At 54.0% G+C, this 16015-nt stretch carries 17 protein-coding genes; 7 read left to right on the forward strand and 10 right to left on the reverse strand.

The annotated features are described in order from the left end of the window. Nucleotides 1-158: 158 nt before the first annotated feature. Genes KTJ90_RS00630 through rfaD form a run of 5 tightly spaced genes read right to left on the reverse strand, consistent with a single transcriptional unit; the run spans nt 159 to nt 5216 of the window. Nucleotides 159-1163 carry a glycosyltransferase family 8 protein gene (locus KTJ90_RS00630; protein ID WP_499025793.1) on the reverse strand — a complete coding sequence of 335 codons (1005 nt, stop codon included), beginning with the start codon at nt 1161-1163 and terminating at the stop codon, nt 159-161. A 9-nt stretch (nt 1164-1172) separates the two neighbouring features. Continuing rightward, nucleotides 1173-2249 carry a glycosyltransferase family 9 protein gene (locus KTJ90_RS00635; RefSeq protein WP_039660574.1) on the reverse strand — a complete coding sequence of 359 codons (1077 nt, stop codon included), beginning with the start codon at nt 2247-2249 and terminating at the stop codon, nt 1173-1175. Beyond that, a complete protein-coding gene (gene rfaC, locus KTJ90_RS00640; RefSeq protein WP_499025795.1) occupies nt 2246-3223 on the reverse strand; it encodes a lipopolysaccharide heptosyltransferase I in 978 nt (325 codons plus the stop codon). Before rfaC ends, KTJ90_RS00635 begins: the two co-directional genes overlap by 4 nt. Continuing rightward, nucleotides 3211-4266 carry an ADP-heptose--LPS heptosyltransferase RfaF gene (rfaF, locus tag KTJ90_RS00645; protein WP_499025796.1) on the reverse strand — a complete coding sequence of 352 codons (1056 nt, stop codon included), beginning with the start codon at nt 4264-4266 and terminating at the stop codon, nt 3211-3213. Before rfaF ends, rfaC begins: the two co-directional genes overlap by 13 nt. A gap of 17 nt (nt 4267-4283) precedes the next feature. Next, the gene (gene rfaD / locus KTJ90_RS00650; RefSeq protein WP_499025798.1) at nt 4284-5216 is read right to left on the reverse strand and encodes an ADP-glyceromanno-heptose 6-epimerase; all 933 of its coding nucleotides are present in this window, start codon (nt 5214-5216) and stop codon (nt 4284-4286) included. A 230-nt stretch (nt 5217-5446) separates the two neighbouring features. On the opposite strand from rfaD, the gene KTJ90_RS00655 reads away from it, so the two are divergent. Together KTJ90_RS00655 and tdh are read left to right on the forward strand one after the other, a co-directional pair. After that, a complete protein-coding gene (locus KTJ90_RS00655) occupies nt 5447-6643 on the forward strand; it encodes a glycine C-acetyltransferase (RefSeq protein ID WP_008926948.1) in 1197 nt (398 codons plus the stop codon). Between the two features lie 10 nt (nt 6644-6653). Beyond that, a complete protein-coding gene (gene tdh, locus KTJ90_RS00660; protein WP_105100104.1) occupies nt 6654-7682 on the forward strand; it encodes an L-threonine 3-dehydrogenase in 1029 nt (342 codons plus the stop codon). A gap of 28 nt (nt 7683-7710) precedes the next feature. On the opposite strand, the gene KTJ90_RS00665 is transcribed toward tdh, so the two are convergent. The 4 genes from KTJ90_RS00665 to envC all read right to left on the reverse strand — a co-directional run bounded on the left by KTJ90_RS00665 (nt 7711) and on the right by envC (nt 12155). Then, complete coding sequence (locus KTJ90_RS00665) at nt 7711-8622, reverse strand: hypothetical protein (RefSeq protein WP_105100105.1); 912 nt, start codon at nt 8620-8622, stop codon at nt 7711-7713. Then, on the reverse strand, nt 8615-9844 hold the full coding sequence (locus KTJ90_RS00670) for a glycosyltransferase (RefSeq protein ID WP_039660583.1): 1230 nt from the start codon (nt 9842-9844) through the stop codon (nt 8615-8617). Before KTJ90_RS00670 ends, KTJ90_RS00665 begins: the two co-directional genes overlap by 8 nt. Nucleotides 9845-9947: 103 nt before the next feature. Further along, entirely contained in the window at nt 9948-10850 is a 903-nt protein-coding gene (locus KTJ90_RS00675; protein ID WP_499025800.1) for a divergent polysaccharide deacetylase family protein, read from the reverse strand. 3 nt (nt 10851-10853) lie between these two features. Continuing rightward, complete coding sequence (gene envC / locus KTJ90_RS00680; RefSeq protein WP_003851287.1) at nt 10854-12155, reverse strand: murein hydrolase activator EnvC; 1302 nt, start codon at nt 12153-12155, stop codon at nt 10854-10856. Nucleotides 12156-12407: 252 nt separating this feature from the next. Between envC and KTJ90_RS00685 the strand changes: the two genes are divergently transcribed. From KTJ90_RS00685 to cysE, 5 genes are all read left to right on the forward strand, one after another. Further along, nucleotides 12408-12839 (forward strand): rhodanese-like domain-containing protein, encoded by a 432-nt coding sequence (locus tag KTJ90_RS00685; RefSeq protein ID WP_003851285.1) that lies wholly within the window; start codon nt 12408-12410, stop codon nt 12837-12839. A gap of 19 nt (nt 12840-12858) precedes the next feature. Next, the gene (gene grxC, locus KTJ90_RS00690) at nt 12859-13113 is read left to right on the forward strand and encodes a glutaredoxin 3 (RefSeq protein ID WP_008926942.1); all 255 of its coding nucleotides are present in this window, start codon (nt 12859-12861) and stop codon (nt 13111-13113) included. 38 nt (nt 13114-13151) lie between these two features. Continuing rightward, nucleotides 13152-13622 (forward strand): protein-export chaperone SecB, encoded by a 471-nt coding sequence (gene secB, locus KTJ90_RS00695; protein ID WP_003851281.1) that lies wholly within the window; start codon nt 13152-13154, stop codon nt 13620-13622. Beyond that, a complete protein-coding gene (gene gpsA / locus KTJ90_RS00700) occupies nt 13622-14638 on the forward strand; it encodes an NAD(P)H-dependent glycerol-3-phosphate dehydrogenase (protein ID WP_003851280.1) in 1017 nt (338 codons plus the stop codon). The genes secB and gpsA overlap by 1 nt, the downstream gene beginning before the upstream one ends. A 68-nt stretch (nt 14639-14706) precedes the next feature. Further along, on the forward strand, nt 14707-15528 hold the full coding sequence (cysE, locus tag KTJ90_RS00705; RefSeq protein ID WP_003851279.1) for a serine O-acetyltransferase: 822 nt from the start codon (nt 14707-14709) through the stop codon (nt 15526-15528). Here cysE and trmL read toward each other — a convergent pair. Beyond that, complete coding sequence (gene trmL, locus KTJ90_RS00710) at nt 15525-15998, reverse strand: tRNA (uridine(34)/cytosine(34)/5-carboxymethylaminomethyluridine(34)-2'-O)-methyltransferase TrmL (protein WP_003851277.1); 474 nt, start codon at nt 15996-15998, stop codon at nt 15525-15527. The two genes, cysE and trmL, sit on opposite strands and share 4 nt — an antisense overlap. Nucleotides 15999-16015 lie beyond the last annotated feature (17 nt).

Raw genomic sequence — 16015 nt, forward strand, 5'->3', positions numbered from 1 at the left:
TTTTTTACGCAATGAGACCTTAAAGGTAAACAGATTATTATGCCGGTGTTCATTTGGCTTTTTATAAATGGTCGTGGCAAACAGCAGGTGGGATAAATGACGGGAAAGTCAGGCGCTGAAATAACAGCGCCCGAATCAATCTGATAAACCTGAGTGCGCTACTGTTCGCTCTGCTTAAAGAACTTGAGACTGACATACTTCATCATCCAGCTGATGCTTTCAGCATACTGTTTCTGATGCCACTTAATGCGGGCGAATCGCTTCATCTCTTTGTAATGTTTTGGCGTATCAAGCGGTTGTACAGCCCAGGGTGAGCGCTGGTAATAGCCGTGGTAGCGCCGGGCAAGGTCGCTGCCTGCCCAGGCATGCCAGGGTTTGCATTTACCGGTGTAGTGAATCATTACCGTGTCAGTGGGCACAGTAGAGTGGTCCCAGACTTTATTGGCGATGATGTCGTAAATCTGATTATAGCGGTCCGGCAGGATCAGAATTTCATCCTGAAGCACGATATTCAGTGCATCCTGATCGGGAAAACCAAACTCTGCGCCCCGTTTTACCAGCACGTCGGTAATACGCGCGGTGGTCTGCCTTTCGAGCCAGCGGGGAATATTGATCAGCATGAAGCCGGAGTTGAAATAGTGATGATGCTTCAGCCCGAGCTTTGCGCACTGATTCTGTCGCGCTCGCGGCGTGTCGTTACAGGCCGCCAGCGTGTAGTCCGTGAGATCCAGGGTGAACAGGGGAGAGTAATCGCCCACCACCAGGGTATCTGCATCAATATAGATCACCCGATCGCTGTAGCTCGCCACTGTTTCAGGGATCAGGAAGCGGTAGTGAATACTTTTGGGATAACGTCCGACGGAAGGCAGCTGCTCAACCCAGGCACTGCTAAAAATATGCAGTGTGATCGCCAGACGGTGGCCCGCGGCCAGCGAGCGCAGTTTTTTCACATCCTCATCGCGAAGCGAGTCTGAGAAAACATGGGCATGGAAAGCCGTATCGGGATGATGGCTGAGAAGTGAAAACAACGTAATGCCCAGGCCGCGCGCGTAGGCATGGTTAATGCCAAACGCAACGTGAACCGGATTATCATCCGTGTCAGCAAGCGTGTTAACCAGCAGCTGACTTTGCTGAACGGCCTCAGTAAGAGGGGTAATTGCCATTACGCTTCACTATTCCAGATTATGAGTAATAAACGTTTGTATTCTAGTCAGTTTATCATCATCCAGCCCGAATAATTTTTCAGCCGGCTGATCAAACTTAAAACGTGTGGAAAAAACGAACGTTGATGCAGCAATATTATCCGGTCCGATGAACAACACGTTATTGACCGGACGCTGTTCCCTGACTTCACACGGTCCGTAAAGCATGATCACCGGGATCTGCTGCGCATCCGCAATATAGGCATTGCCAGAGTCAGAGCAGATGTAGAAATCCATTTGAGAAATGGCCCAGGGAACCTCTTCCAGCTTTAGCTCACCAATCAGACTGACAATATTCTCTTTTGGGCCGGTCAGGCTCAGTAACTCATCCAGCCATGGCTGCTCGGCTGGCGGGCCAAACACATAAAAGGTGCAGGGCAGGTCAGACAGCGACGTCATCAGCTGCTGCCAGATGCTGGCAGGAATCGTCTTGGCCTTGTTACCGGCAGAAATACTGATGCCTATTTTAATGCCACTGCGTGGATTCAGCAGCGCAGCGGGCGGCGCAGGCGGCTGCCAGAGTGGCGAGGTCGCATGTTTGGGAAAATCGGTATAGCGATAGTCGCGGTTAATCAGCTTCAGGTAACTATCGAGCGTTAAATCTGTCTTCGCGTGGTCGACAATGCCGCTGGCGCTGCGATAGAAGGTTTTATGGTAGGACTTACGCACATAGGTGCGCAGAAACTGCTTGTTCGGTGCGTTGCATAACGCGGCAAAGAACAGGTTTACGCTATTTGGCTGCACCAGATAAACGCTGTCATAGCGGTTCATCAGGGTGAACGCGAGCTTCAGTTTGGCAAAAAAGCTGCGTTTTGCGTCTTCAATCAGAAAATAGCGGCTGACTGTGTCATCGTGACGCGCCAGCGGCTCCACCGCTTTGCTGATCAACAGCTCAGACTGACCCAGCGCGCGCAGCATCGGGGTGATATTGATAAAATCACCGATCTTCGCCGTCTGGATGATTAAGCTGCGACCCGTTGGCCGGTAGAACAGCCGCATAATCGCCCGAAAAGGCAGCAGCAGCAGGTAGATCAACACATAGTTCATGGCGTGTTTTCCGTAATAACGGCCTGCAGTTTTTCTGCCACCGAGTCAGCGGTCAGCTCCGCCAGACGATGATTCGGGGCGCTCAGAGCCTGTTGGTTCTGCCCGTAACCGCCAATCAGGCCGGGATCGGTCGGGCCATACAGCGTCAGATTGGGACGATCCAGTGCCGCCGTCAGATGGCTCAATCCGGTATCTACCGAGACCACCGCCCGCGCGCCTGCCAGATGCTGGGCTATCGCGTCCAGCGTCAGCTTAGGCAGCACATCGACATGTCCGAATCCTTCTGCAAGCCGCAGTGCACGTTGATGCTCATGCTCAGCACCCCAGGGCAGTTTCACCCGCAGACCGCTCGGCTGCATCAGTTCAATCAGCTGTCGCCAGTGTGATTCCGGCCAGTGCTTGTTGTCACGGGTTGTAGCATGCAGAAAGACCAGGTAATGCTGTGCGTCAGCGGGCAGATGATGCAGGAAGTGCCCGGCAATTGCGTAGTCACCCTGGTGTTGCGGCTTTTCATAGCCCAGGCTTTTGGCGAAGAGTTCGCGCGTTCGCTCAACCGCGTGCTGCCGTTTACTCACCTCATGGCGGACGTCATACCACCAGCTGGCAAACGGCTCACGCGCGCTGCGGCTGTCCTGTCCATGCTTCACCCCTTTCGATAAACGGGTGACCAGTGCGGCACTCTTGATCAGCCCCTGCGCATCAATCACGACATCATACTCACGTGACTGTAACTCGCGCTTAAACTGCACGCGCTCTTCACGCTGCTGACTGCCAAACCAGTGTTTGCGCCAGCGGCGAATCGCGACCGGTAACACCTTATCGACGGCGGGATGCCAGCCAGGGATCTGCGCAAAATTCTCTTCCACCACCCAGTCGAAACGGATGCCGGGAATAGCATGCATTGCATCGGTCAGAGCAGGGAGCGAATGCAGAACATCGCCCATGGAAGAGGTTTTAACAATCAGGACGTGCATGGCACCTCCTGTGGCACGAGCAGTTCGCTCAGCGTCTGATGTACGCGCTCAGGCTGGATATCGATCAGGCTCTGGTGATAACCCTGTTCGGCATCGCCTTTGCGCACTTTGTGATAGCCAGTAATCAGGCGAATAATGCGCGCCTGACGTGCCAGCGGCGGCGTGAAGTCAGGGCTGCTGGGGCCATAGAGCGCGACGAGTGGACGATCCAGCGCCGCGGCAATATGCATCAGTCCGGAGTCGTTGCTGACCACAGCACGGCATTGCGCCAGCAGAATGACCGCCTGTTCCAGCTGGGTTTCGCCTGCCAGATTACGGCAATGGCCGCGCGCCGCTTCAGGCAGCGCAGCGATAATCTCTTCACCTGTCGGGCGATCTTTAGCAGAGCCGAACAGCACGATCTGGAAGCCGTCAGCAATCAACTGGCTCGCCAGCGTGGCGTAATGATAGTGTGGCCAGCGTTTGGCCGGACCAAATTCAGCGCCCGGACAAAAACCGATAATCGGACGGGACGCCGCAAGCTGAAACTGTGCAGCCGTTTCAATCTTTTCCTGCTCTTCAACCTGCAATTTCGGCCATAACAGCGGCTGTGGCAGTTGCGCCGCCGAGGCAACAGGCGTGTCGTAGCCCAGCGCAACGTAGCGCTCAACCATCAGCGGAAAGGCGGCTTTATCCAGCACCCGCAAATCGTTCAGCAGGCCATAACGCATTTCACCGCGCCAGCCGACGCGGCGTTTTATTCCGGCGAAGAAGGGGACCAGCGCCGACTTAAAGGAGTTAGGCAGCACATAAGCACGGTCGTAGTGACTGGCGCGCAGCACTTTTCCCAGACGGCGACGCTCACCAATTTCCAGTGCGCCATGCCCTAGCGGCATCGCCAGCGCCTGATTCACCTCCGGCATGCGTGAAAGCAACGGACGGCACCACGCAGGTGCCATCACGTCGATCACTGCATCCGGATGTTCGGCCTTGAGTGTGCGATAGAGACTTTGCGACATCATCATATCGCCGACCCATGACGGGCCGATTACCAGAATTTTCATCGCCGGAGCAGCTTCCTTTATGCGTTGCGGTTCAGCCAGACCATATAGTCAGCAACGCCCTGGGCCACTGTTTTAAATGGCTTGTCGTAACCCGCGGCGCGTAGCTTAGTGAGATCGGCCTGGGTATAAGCCTGATAACGTCCTTTGAGTTTTTCCGGGAACGGAATGTACTCAATCTGGCCTTTCTGATGGAATTTCAGGACCGCATCAGCCACTTCCTGGAAGGATTCGGCGCGGCCTGTGCCACAGTTGTAAATTCCGGAGACGCCATTTTCCCAGCACCACAGGTTCACTTCCGCCACATCATCAACGTGAATGAAGTCACGTTTAAAGCCGTCACTGCCTTCAAACAGTTTTGGATTTTCATCGTTGCTGATCTGCGTGTTCAGATGGAAAGCCACACTTGCCATGCTGCCTTTATGGCCTTCACGCGGTCCGTAGACGTTGAAATAGCGGAAGCCGCACACCGGCGAATTCGCTTCCGGCAGCATCTGGCGGACATAGTGGTCGAACAGCATTTTGGAGTAGCCATAGACATTCAGTGGCTGCTCATACTGGCGCTCTTCAATGAAATTCTCGTTGCGTCCGCCGTAGGTCGCTGCAGAAGAGGCGTAGAGGAACGGGATCTCGTGCTCAAGACAGAAGTGAAGCAACTCTTTAGAGTACTGATAGTTGTTTTCCATCATGTACTTGCCATCCCACTCAGTGGTGGAGGAGCAGGCACCCTGATGGAATACCGCTTCGATCGGGCCTAAATCATCGCCCGCCATTACGCTCATCAGGAACTCTTCTTTGTCCATGTAATCGACGATATCCAGGTCGACTAAATTGGCAAACTTGGTGCCATCCTTCAGATTATCCACCACCAGAATGTCGGTGTGACCGCGATCGTTCAGCGCTTTGACGATGTTGCTGCCAATCATTCCTGCGCCGCCAGTTACGATAATCATGTTGTTACCTTCAACGTTGTGGGGTGAAACAGGAGGTTTCACACACGAATACCTCACATCATAACATTTCATCAGGGTGCAGACAGCCAGATGACTCTGTAACGCTTTGTGTGTACATCCGCGCGGCGTGAACTATGCTGCAAAAATGACATTCTGTTGGGCGATTTATCGTGAAGAAGCGGCCTGTTCAGTAAGATATGCCAGATTTTTGCCATCTGAGGAGAGCAATGATGCCTGCGCAATTTTATCAACAACTTCGTCAGCAACTTGATGATGCACGTCAGGAAGGACTGTTTAAACAGGAGCGGATCATCACCTCTGCCCAGCAGACGGAGATCGCAGTGGGCAGCGATCCGGCAGTGATTAACTTCTGCGCCAATAACTATTTAGGTCTGGCGAACCATCCGGCGCTGATTCAGGCGGCGAAAGCGGGGATGGATTCGCATGGTTTTGGCATGGCGTCGGTGCGCTTTATCTGCGGCACCCAGGATAGTCATAAGCAGCTGGAAAAGCGGCTGGCAGATTTTCTGGGCATGGAGGATGCCATTCTTTACTCCTCCTGTTTCGATGCCAACGGTGGCCTGTTTGAAACCCTGCTTGATGCCCAGGATGCAATAATTTCTGACGCGTTGAATCACGCCTCCATTATTGATGGCGTCCGGCTGTGCAAAGCGCAGCGATATCGCTATGCCAATAATGACATGGTGCAGTTGCGCGCCTGTCTGCAGGAAGCGCGCGATAAAGGTGCCCGTCATATTTTGATCGCAACTGATGGCGTCTTCTCTATGGATGGGGTGATTGCGAATTTGCCCGCCATCTGCGATCTGGCAGATGAGTTCTCCGCGCTGGTGATGGTGGATGACTCCCATGCGGTGGGCTTTGTCGGGAATGCCGGACGCGGAACCCATGAATATTGCGACGTCATGGGTCGGGTCGACATCATTACCGGCACGCTGGGTAAAGCGCTGGGCGGCGCGTCCGGAGGCTACACTGCAGCAAAAGCTGAAGTAGTGGAGTGGCTGCGTCAGCGCTCCCGTCCTTATCTGTTCTCCAACTCACTTGCCCCGGCTATTGTAGCTGCCTCGCTGCGGGTGCTGGATCTGCTCAGCGAAGGCGATGGGCTGCGTCAGCGTCTGTGGGATAACGCCCGTTACTTCCGGGAGCAGATGACGGCCGCGGGCTTTACGCTGGCCGGTGCCGACCACGCCATTATTCCGGTGATGCTGGGAGAAGCCAGCGTCGCCCAGCAGTTTGCCCATCTGCTGCAGCAGGAAGGTATCTACGTGACCGGTTTCTTCTATCCTGTGGTACCAAAAGGTCAGGCACGCATTCGCACCCAAATCTCTGCGGCGCACACCCAGCAACAACTGGAGCGTGCGGTGGCGGCCTTTACCCGCATCGGCAAACAACTGGGCGTCATCGCCTGAGGAGTCCGTCATGAAAGCACTCGCCAAACTGAAGAAGGAAGAGGGCATCTGGATGGTGACCGATGCGCCGGTTCCTGAGCCCGGTCATAATGATCTGCTGATTAAAATTCGTAAAACCGCCATCTGCGGCACCGATGTCCATATCTATAACTGGGATGACTGGTCACGCAAAACCATCCCGGTACCGATGATTGTCGGTCATGAATATGTGGGTGAGGTGGTTGCGACAGGACAGGAAGTGAAAGGCTTTACGATTGGCGATCGGGTCTCAGGTGAGGGGCATATCACCTGTGGGCACTGCCGCAACTGCCGCGCTGGACGCACGCATCTATGCCGGAATACGATGGGCGTGGGCGTTAACCGCCAGGGGTGCTTCGCGGAATATCTGGTCATTCCGGCCTTCAATGCGTTCAAAATACCCGACAATATTTCTGATGAGCTGGCGGCAATCTTCGACCCCTTCGGCAACGCCGTACATACCGCACTGTCGTTTGATCTGGTCGGCGAGGATGTGCTGATCTCCGGCGCAGGCCCAATTGGCATTATGGCTGCAGCGGTCTGTCGCCATGTCGGCGCACGTAACGTTGTGATCACGGACATCAATGAGTACCGCCTGGAGCTGGCGCGGAAAATGGGTGTCACGCGTGCGGTCAATGTGGCGAATGAGAACTTGCGGGATGTGATGCATTCGCTGGGTATGACGGAAGGGTTTGATGTCGGGCTCGAAATGTCCGGTGCACCGCCTGCGTTTCGTAGCCTGCTGGAGGTGATGAACCACGGCGGGCGGATTGCACTGCTGGGCATTCCGCCGGGGGAGATGGCGATCGACTGGAATCAGGTGATCTTCAAAGGGCTTTTTATCAAGGGAATTTATGGCCGCGAAATGTTTGAAACCTGGTACAAGATGGCAGCACTGATCCAGTCCGGCCTCGATTTAACGCCTGTAATCACCCATCGTTTTGGCATTGACGATTTCCAGCAGGGCTTTGATGAGATGCGTTCAGGACGTTCGGGAAAGGTGATACTGAACTGGAATTAAAACAACGGCCGCCGGGGCGGCCGCCTGATTAGCCTTGCTTTTTCTCTTCATCGGTCAGGTAGCGGACTTTACGCGTATAGTCCTGGCCTTTAAAGTTCAGCGGCTGTTGCGGATCGGTCAGATATTTTTGCCATTCCGACAACGGGAATCCGCCGTGAGCGCCAACCACTTCAGGTGGGATCACCGCCGACTGTCCGCCAATTTTCTTCGAGACTGGCCAGTTAGCCCATTCCCCCAGATTGACGGTTTTAATATCCAGCATGTCCAGTAACACCGCCAGCGGGAGCTGATCGGTAGGCGGCTGGCTGTCGTTCATTAAATTCCAGGTATCATTAAACAGCGTCAGCCACAGCGGTGAAATACGCTGCCAGACTTCTCGCGTAGCAGCCAGGTAAGCGCCGTTAACGTGGTCTGTCAGATAGGGCCTGATACTGTGCGGATAATAGGCGGGAATCGCTTCATCCGGCGCTCCCTCCAGCTTGGCAATCATTTTCCCCTGACGAAAACTGGAGTAAAGATGGCCTGGACCCATCATGATTTCAGGCATCTTAAGCAGATTGAGGTCGGAATCGATCATCAGAATGCCGTCGCCTTTTGCCTGCAGGGGCGCCTGCAATTTGATTAAACGGCTGCGATAGATCTGTTTGTAACGGTAGCTCTCTTCCCGGTGTGGGACATCCAGCGTTGCCACGCGGGTTTTTACGGGCAGGCTGCCAAAGGCGTGAGTGGGCTGATCGCTGACTATCACAATCTCTTCTGCTTCTGTCGCAAAGCGCGCCGCAAAATCAGCACTGAGCAGGGCTTCTTCAATATAGTCCGCGCCAGTGCAGGGAATCACGACAGACGTGACCGGCACAGTGCCCTGAACCGCTCTATTCGAATAAGGCAGGTTATGGCGCGCTCTGATATGACGGTAACGGGGATTCAAAAAATTAAGCATGAGGTTTCTTTTTGGCGACGCTTTGCAAAATATTCTCGACGCCGCTGATATAGGTTTCAATAGCGTACTGTTCACGTACGCGTTTCGCTGCCGCATTGGTCAGGCGCTGACGTAACTCCGCATCCTGCCACAGCGCAGTCAGATGCTGTGTCAGTTGCACCACGTTGCCATAATCAAACAGCAACCCGGTTTCATCATGACTGATCAATTCGGCAGTGCCGACTACGCGGGAGCCCACGACGGTGGTATTTACCAGCATCGCCTCCAGCACAACCCGTGGCAAGCCTTCACTGCGTGAGGCAAGAATAAAGGTATCAAAGGCTGTAAGGTAATCCATCGCATTGTTCTGGAAGCCCGTAAAGACCACGTGATGCTGGATGTTCTCTGCGGTAGCCAGTTGCAACAGATGCTGAAGCTCCGGGCCCGCTCCGACAATCATCATTCGCCAGTCTGCATCGGGGTTGGCGCGTTTAAAACGGCCCAGAGCCTGCAGAATGTGGTGATTAGATTTACGTAATATCAGGGAGCCGATCGTGCCAAACACAAAGGTCGACGGAGAGAGTTTAAAACGCTGGCGTACGTCAAGACGGCTGGGCAGAGGCTGGTGGATATCGATAGCATTACTGACGGTAAAACAGCGCTCCGCTTCCACGCCATGGCGGCGTAAGGTGTCACTAACACCCTGTGACACGGCAATGACCGCCTGACAATCCTGATTAACCATGTTAACCAGCCGCGGTTCCAGAACCGGATCGATACGGCAGTGCTGAACCACCGCGACCGGCAGGCTGCGCGCCGCCAGATAACCTTCCACATTGGTGCTGGGCTGGTTATTCATGTAGAGCGTGTCAAATTTCCCCAGTTGCAGCAATGAATTGATTTTGATGGCATTAGGCATAATGCGCCAGTGTGTATCAACTTTATCAATGGTGCGTTTCCTGAGTTTTTTATTGAAAAACAGCAGCGCCCGTGCGGCTTCTTTTATAAATTTGGCCCAGCGTGGTTGCCTGATTTGCGGAATAAAAAAGACCGGAATAGCCAGCGCATTCAGCGTGGCTTCGATGGTTTCGTCGTTGCCACGGCTGTAGTTGTGATAGAAGCAGCAGGTAATATCGAACTTTTGACGATCGATACGTTTCAACAGCTCCAGCATGCTGTTGGTGCCGCCGCCCCACTCTCTGCCGTTGTCCAGCAGCAGGATTTTTTGTTTATTAATCGTCATCCCTACACTGTTCCCGCAAAGCCCGTTATTGCCCGACCCAGGATTATAGTAATTTCTGTGCATAAATGAACGCTAAGCTCAGCACTTAGCATTCATGGCAAATTCAGAACAGATTTTTCAGCGTCTTAAACAGCGGACTGTTATTCACACTTTCGGCAATGACCGTCAAGGCTCTGGTCGCCGGAACCGGCGTCAGCGGCTGCTTCGGTTTACATATGTCGGCAGGCCGGAAGCGTGGCGTCACCGGTTTTGTCGGTGCCACAGGCGTCCGTGCGTTGTTGTGAAGAGATTCGTTCAATAGCTCGCTGGGGCCAACCAGCGTAATGTCGGCTGGCAGCGTGGGTAACATCTGCTGCAGCACCCGTACGGTGTTAGGGTGAGGATGCCCAATGGCAATGGCGTACCCATCGCGCTGCGCCAGCTTTACCGCCCGACTGAACTGCTGGCGGATGGCGTTGATATCCTGGCTGTCATCAAGGAAGACCCGGCGTTTTAACACTTTGACCTGGGTACCCTGAGCGGCAGGAATAGCCTGACTATTGGCGATGGTCATGCTATCAAGAAAGTAGAGATTATAGTGGTTCAGCGCCTGCATCACCTTCTGCATACCGGGCAGGCTTGAGGTCATCCTGCTGCCCATATGATTGTTCAGACCCACGGCATAAGGCACGTTGTTAACCGCATTGCGCATGATGCGGGCGACCTCTTCGCTGCTCATCTCCGGCGTTAAGGTATCTTTTTCCAGCGGCTGTTTGCTCAGCGGCGCCATGGGCAGATGGATCAACACTTCGTGACCCCCCTGATGCGCTTTAATTGCCATTTCACGGGCATGGGGTGCGTTGGGTAATACCGCTACTGAAATAGCCTGGGGCATCTGCAGGACCTTGTTCTCTTCTGCAGGGCGATAGCCAACATCATCAATGACAATGGACAGTTTGCCCGCCTGCGCAGCGGAGCAGAACAGCAGGGCGCTCATCAGAACGGGGAGTTTTCGACGTTGCAGCAAAACTTATTTTCCTAACCACGGGAGTGGATTGACGGCCTGTCCCTGACGTCGGATTTCAAAATAGAGCGATGGGGTACCGCGGCCACCACTGGTGCCCACCAGTGCAATAGGCTGTCCTGCCTTCACCTGCGTACCCACGCTCACCAGCGCACTTTGGTTGTAGCCATACAGACTCATATCACCTTTACCGTGTTCCAGCACCACCACCAGACCGTAGCCCTGTAACCAGTCGGCCATCAGCACACGGCCATCGGCGATAGCTTTCACCTCGGTACCTTCCCGCGCATCAATTACCAGGCCTTTCCAGCGAAGTTCACCCTGTAGTTGTTCACCAAAGCGATGTTCAATGCGTCCGCGAACCGGCCACAACGCCTGACCGCCCGCACGACCGAGCCCACCAGTACGCGCCACCAGTTCGCGTTCGCTCTGGGTCGGCTGATAGCTGGAGCCTTTGGCTTTCGCCTGCGCCTGACGCTGACGCACTTTTTCAGCCTCACGCGCTTCGCGGGCTGCACGCTCGCGCGCCTCACGTTCCGCCCGGGCGATTTTATCCTGCAGACGGCTTTCATTCTGGCGCATCTCGACCAGATCGGCCTGATCTTTTTCCAGCGCGCTTTCCAGCGACGTCAGGGTTTTTTTACGTGCTTCGCTCGCCTGTTGCAGCTTCTGCTGCTGGCCCTGCTGCTGTGCCAGTAAGTCTTTCTGCTGCTGTTGCTTTTGCTCAAGTGTGACGCGTTGCTGATTTAAGTCCTGACGCGTCTTTTGCAGCGATTCAATGCTTTTCTGGCGGGCAGCATTCATATAACCAAAATAGGCCAGAATACGCTCACTGCGCTGGCTCTCTTCACCGCCCATCAAAAGCTGTACTCCGTTGTGCTTACCCTGACGAAACGCCGCATCAAGCTGCTCGGATAACAGGCTTTCCTGTTGGGTTTGCTGTTTTTCAAGACGGGCGATGGAGGTGGTGAGCTGTTTGATCTCACTATTCAGGGCGCTGAGGCTATTGCGGGTGTCACGCAGCTGACGGCTTGCCTGCGCGATGATTTTTTCCTGGCTTTGCAGCTGATCCAGTAATTTGCTGCGTTGCACCTTCTGCGCTTTGACGCTTTTCTCTTTCTCAGCAATGTTTTGCTGGATGGACTGCAGCTGAGATTTGCTGTCTTCTGCACTTTGGGCTGCGGCAGGCAATAACAGTGCCCCCGCACAAAGCAGGCTAAGGGAGAGGCTGGACAGGTGTATGAACAACGGCAGGTTATCGCCGTTGCGACGGGTCCTTGTGTGCGAAACGGTTGTTTTTCCCTTCATAGGCCAATGATTATTCCACGATGAACCGCCGCTTACCAGTGCTCCCCACTGGCATTTGCTTTTCCAGTTATGTCTACTTTCGCAATGACATACATTAAGCCTTACGCCATTTTTGCTATTCAGCCACTTTTTTTGGAAAATGGCGCACAAATCGATACTCTGGCCGCATAGCATCTGTACATGCGAAGTGGCGCAGGTATACTCAGAACCCTTGTTTTAGCTTATTAGCCCGGTCTGGAGTCGTTACCCCTCATGCAAGAAATTATGCAGTTTGCAAGCAATCACCCCATCCTGAGTCTGGCATGGGTCGTTTTACTCGTTCTGGTGATTGTGACTACCGTTAAAGGAATGTTCTCTAAGGTAAAAACGATCAGCCGCGGTGAAGCAACCCGCCTGATTAACAAAGAGGACGCGGTAGTGGTAGACGTGCGTTCGCGCGACGATTTCCGCAGAGGGCATATTTCAGGCGCTGTAAATGTGGCAGCCGCTGAGATTAAAAAAGGCAACATCGACGAACTGGCAAAGCACAAAGCGCAGCCCATAATTGTGGTATGTGCAACCGGACAAAGCGCGGGTGATTCTGCTGCGCACCTGAGCGCTGCAGGCTTTGAGCAGGTTTCAGTGCTGAAAGACGGTATCAGTGGCTGGAGTGGTGAAAATCTGCCATTAGTCCGCGGTAAATAATCATACAGAGGTGTTGATCATGGCAAATGTTGAAATGTATACCAAGGCCACTTGTCCTTACTGCCATCGGGCGAAGGCGCTGTTAACGCAAAAAGGCGTATCGTTTCAGGAGATCCCTATTGATGGGGACATGGCGAAACGCGAAGAGATGATCAAGCGTAGCGGCCGTACCACCGTGCCTCAGATTTTTATTGATGCGCAGCACATTGGCGGCTGCGATGACTTATTCGCACTCGATAATCGCGAAGGTTTAGATCCCTTACTGCAGGCGTAATTTTACGCCGGACAATCTCATACATAGGATTTGGTCACATGTCAGAACATAACTCGAACGAAATGCAATTCCAGATTCAGCGCGTCTTCACCAAAGACATCTCTTTTGAAGCGCCTAATGCCCCGCAGGTTTTCCAGAAAGAGTGGGAACCGGACGTTAAACTGGATCTGGACACTGCATCTTCTCAGCTGGCTGACGAAGTTTACGAAGTGGTACTTCGTGTGACTGTAACCGCGACTGTGGGCGAAGAGACGGCTTTCCTGTGTGAAGTTCAGCAGGCCGGTATCTTCACCATCAGCGGTATCGAAGGAACGCAGATGGCACATTGCCTGGGTGCATACTGCCCGAACATTCTGTTCCCGTACGCTCGCGAATGCATTACCAGCCTGGTATCCCGTGGTACCTTCCCGCAGCTGAACCTGGCACCGGTTAACTTTGATGCGCTGTTCATGAACTATCTGCAGCAGCAGCAAGGTGAAGAAGGTGCTGAACCACATCAGGATGCCTGATGGAAACTCACGCTTCGATTAGCGTCATCGGTGCCGGTTCTTACGGCACCGCTTTGGCGATTACGCTGGCCCGTAACGGCCATCCGGTGCTGTTGTGGGGACATAACCCGACGCATCTGGCTCAACTTCAGAATGACCGCTGTAACACCGCTTTCCTGCCTGATGTCCCGTTTCCCGACAATCTTTCCCTTGAATCTGATCTGACCAAAGCTATTGCTGCCAGCCGCGACTTATTGATCGTGGTGCCGAGTCATGTCTTTGGCGATGTGCTGCAGCAGATCAAGCCTCATCTGCGACCAGACTCACGCATTGTCTGGGCGACTAAAGGGCTGGAAAAAGAGACGGGTCGTCTGCTGCAGGATGTGGCGCGTGAAATTGTCGGCGATACTATTCCGCTGGCCGTCATCTCCGGACCCACTTTTGCGAAAGAACTGGCAGCCGGATTACCGACCGCCATCGCGCTGGCCGCAACGGATGCGCAGTTTGCAGACGACCTGCAGCAGAAACTGCACTGCGGTAAGAGCTTCCGTGTTTATAACAACCCTGACTTTATTGGCGTACAGCTCGGCGGCGCAGTAAAAAACGTGATTGCTATCGGAGCCGGAATCTCCGACGGAATAGGTTTTGGCGCGAATGCGCGTACCGCACTGATCACCCGCGGTCTGACTGAAATGAGCCGGTTAGGTGCAGCGCTGGGTGCCGATCCCACGACGTTTATGGGCATGGCCGGTCTGGGCGATCTGGTACTGACCTGTACTGATAATCAGTCGCGTAACCGCCGTTTTGGCATGATGCTGGGCCAGGGCGAGGATGTAGATAGCGCACAACGCATTATCGGACAAGTTGTAGAAGGCTATAGAAACACCAAAGAAGTCAAGGCATTGGCTGCGCGGCTGGGTGTGGAAATGCCGATTACCGAGCAGATTTATCAGGTGCTGTATTGCGAAAAACCGGCGAGAGATGCAGCATTGAGCTTGCTGGGACGCACAAGGAAGGACGAAAACAGCACTGGCTAACGCAGGACGCGTAGCATCATTACCTGCAGCGCCCATTCAGGCGCTTTTTTTATCGGGAGAAAGCAGCAATGTCGTCTGATGAGTTAGAACTGGTCTGGAACAATATCAAAGCAGAAGCGCGTGCCCTGGCTGATTGTGAGCCGATGCTTGCCAGCTTCTTCCACGCGACATTGCTAAAACATGAAAATCTCGGTAGCGCACTGAGTTATATGCTGGCCAACAAGCTGGCTAACCCGATTATGCCCGCCATCGCCATTCGTGAAATCGTTGAAGAAGCCTATCGTGAAGATCCGTCGATGATTATGTCAGCGGCTTACGATATTCAGGCTGTGCGTCAGCGCGACCCGGCAGTGGATAAATACTCTACGCCGCTGCTCTACCTTAAAGGTTTTCACGCCTTACAGGCCTACCGCATTGGCCACTGGCTGTGGAATGAAGGCCGACGCGCACTGGCGGTTTACCTGCAGAACGAAATCTCTGTCTCCTTTGCCGTCGATATTCACCCCGCCGCCCATATTGGCCACGGCATTATGCTCGACCATGCCACAGGCATAGTGATTGGTGAAACCGCCGTGGTGGAAAATGATGTTTCGATTCTGCAATCGGTGACGCTGGGCGGTACCGGCAAAACCAGTGGAGACCGTCATCCGAAAATCCGTGAAGGGGTGATGATTGGTGCCGGCGCGAAAGTCCTTGGCAATATTGAAGTCGGCAAGGGAGCAAAAATCGGTGCCGGTTCCGTGGTGTTACAGCCCGTGCCGCCGCACACCACTGCCGCAGGCGTTCCCGCGCGTATCGTCGGTAAGCCAGGCAGTGAGAAGCCGTCGATGGATATGGATCAGCACTTCAATGGCAGCCTGGCCGGTTTTCAGTTTGGCGACGGCATCTAGTCTTTGATCAGCGCGCCCGCGTAATCAAGCTGGCGCCACGCTTCATAAACCACAACCGATACAGCATTCGACAAATTCATACTCCGGCTTTCTGCTCTCATCGGGATGCGGATTTTTTGCTGCGCCGGTAACGCGGCCAGGATCTCAGCAGGTAGTCCACGGCTCTCCGGCCCAAACAGCAGATAATCGCCCGCCTGATAGGCGACGGCGCTGTGTGCAGGCGTCCCTTTGGTCGTCAGTGCAAACAGACGCTCAGGCGACTCAGTGGCGATAAACGCCTGATAGTCAGCATGGAATTTGATGGCGGTGAATTCGTGATAATCCAGCCCGGCGCGACGTAAGCGCTTGTCATCCCAGGCAAAGCCGAGCGGCTGAATCAAATGAAGCTGAAAGCCCGTATTGGCGCAAAGGCGGATGATATTGCCGGTATTCGGCGGAATTTCTGGTTCAAACAAGACAATGTTAAGCATAAGGCCCCCGATGACAG

The organism is Pantoea jilinensis (assembly GCF_019104105.1).
GTDB classification, from domain to species: domain Bacteria; phylum Pseudomonadota; class Gammaproteobacteria; order Enterobacterales; family Enterobacteriaceae; genus Pantoea; species Pantoea eucalypti.

Coding starts and splice junctions, on each gene's coding strand:
- trmL (WP_003851277.1), bottom strand. CDS start 15,998: ATGCTTAACATTGTCTTGTTTGAACCAGAAATTCCGCCGAATACCGGC.
- cysE (WP_003851279.1), top strand. CDS start 14,707: ATGTCGTCTGATGAGTTAGAACTGGTCTGGAACAATATCAAAGCAGAA.
- KTJ90_RS00665 (WP_105100105.1), bottom strand. CDS start 8,622: ATGCTTAATTTTTTGAATCCCCGTTACCGTCATATCAGAGCGCGCCAT.
- secB (WP_003851281.1), top strand. CDS start 13,152: ATGTCAGAACATAACTCGAACGAAATGCAATTCCAGATTCAGCGCGTC.
- tdh (WP_105100104.1), top strand. CDS start 6,654: ATGAAAGCACTCGCCAAACTGAAGAAGGAAGAGGGCATCTGGATGGTG.
- KTJ90_RS00630 (WP_499025793.1), bottom strand. CDS start 1,163: ATGGCAATTACCCCTCTTACTGAGGCCGTTCAGCAAAGTCAGCTGCTG.
- rfaC (WP_499025795.1), bottom strand. CDS start 3,223: ATGCACGTCCTGATTGTTAAAACCTCTTCCATGGGCGATGTTCTGCAT.
- envC (WP_003851287.1), bottom strand. CDS start 12,155: ATGAAGGGAAAAACAACCGTTTCGCACACAAGGACCCGTCGCAACGGC.
- KTJ90_RS00670 (WP_039660583.1), bottom strand. CDS start 9,844: ATGACGATTAATAAACAAAAAATCCTGCTGCTGGACAACGGCAGAGAG.
- KTJ90_RS00655 (WP_008926948.1), top strand. CDS start 5,447: ATGCCTGCGCAATTTTATCAACAACTTCGTCAGCAACTTGATGATGCA.
- rfaF (WP_499025796.1), bottom strand. CDS start 4,266: ATGAAAATTCTGGTAATCGGCCCGTCATGGGTCGGCGATATGATGATG.
- gpsA (WP_003851280.1), top strand. CDS start 13,622: ATGGAAACTCACGCTTCGATTAGCGTCATCGGTGCCGGTTCTTACGGC.
- KTJ90_RS00685 (WP_003851285.1), top strand. CDS start 12,408: ATGCAAGAAATTATGCAGTTTGCAAGCAATCACCCCATCCTGAGTCTG.
- grxC (WP_008926942.1), top strand. CDS start 12,859: ATGGCAAATGTTGAAATGTATACCAAGGCCACTTGTCCTTACTGCCAT.
- rfaD (WP_499025798.1), bottom strand. CDS start 5,216: ATGATTATCGTAACTGGCGGCGCAGGAATGATTGGCAGCAACATCGTC.
- KTJ90_RS00635 (WP_039660574.1), bottom strand. CDS start 2,249: ATGAACTATGTGTTGATCTACCTGCTGCTGCTGCCTTTTCGGGCGATT.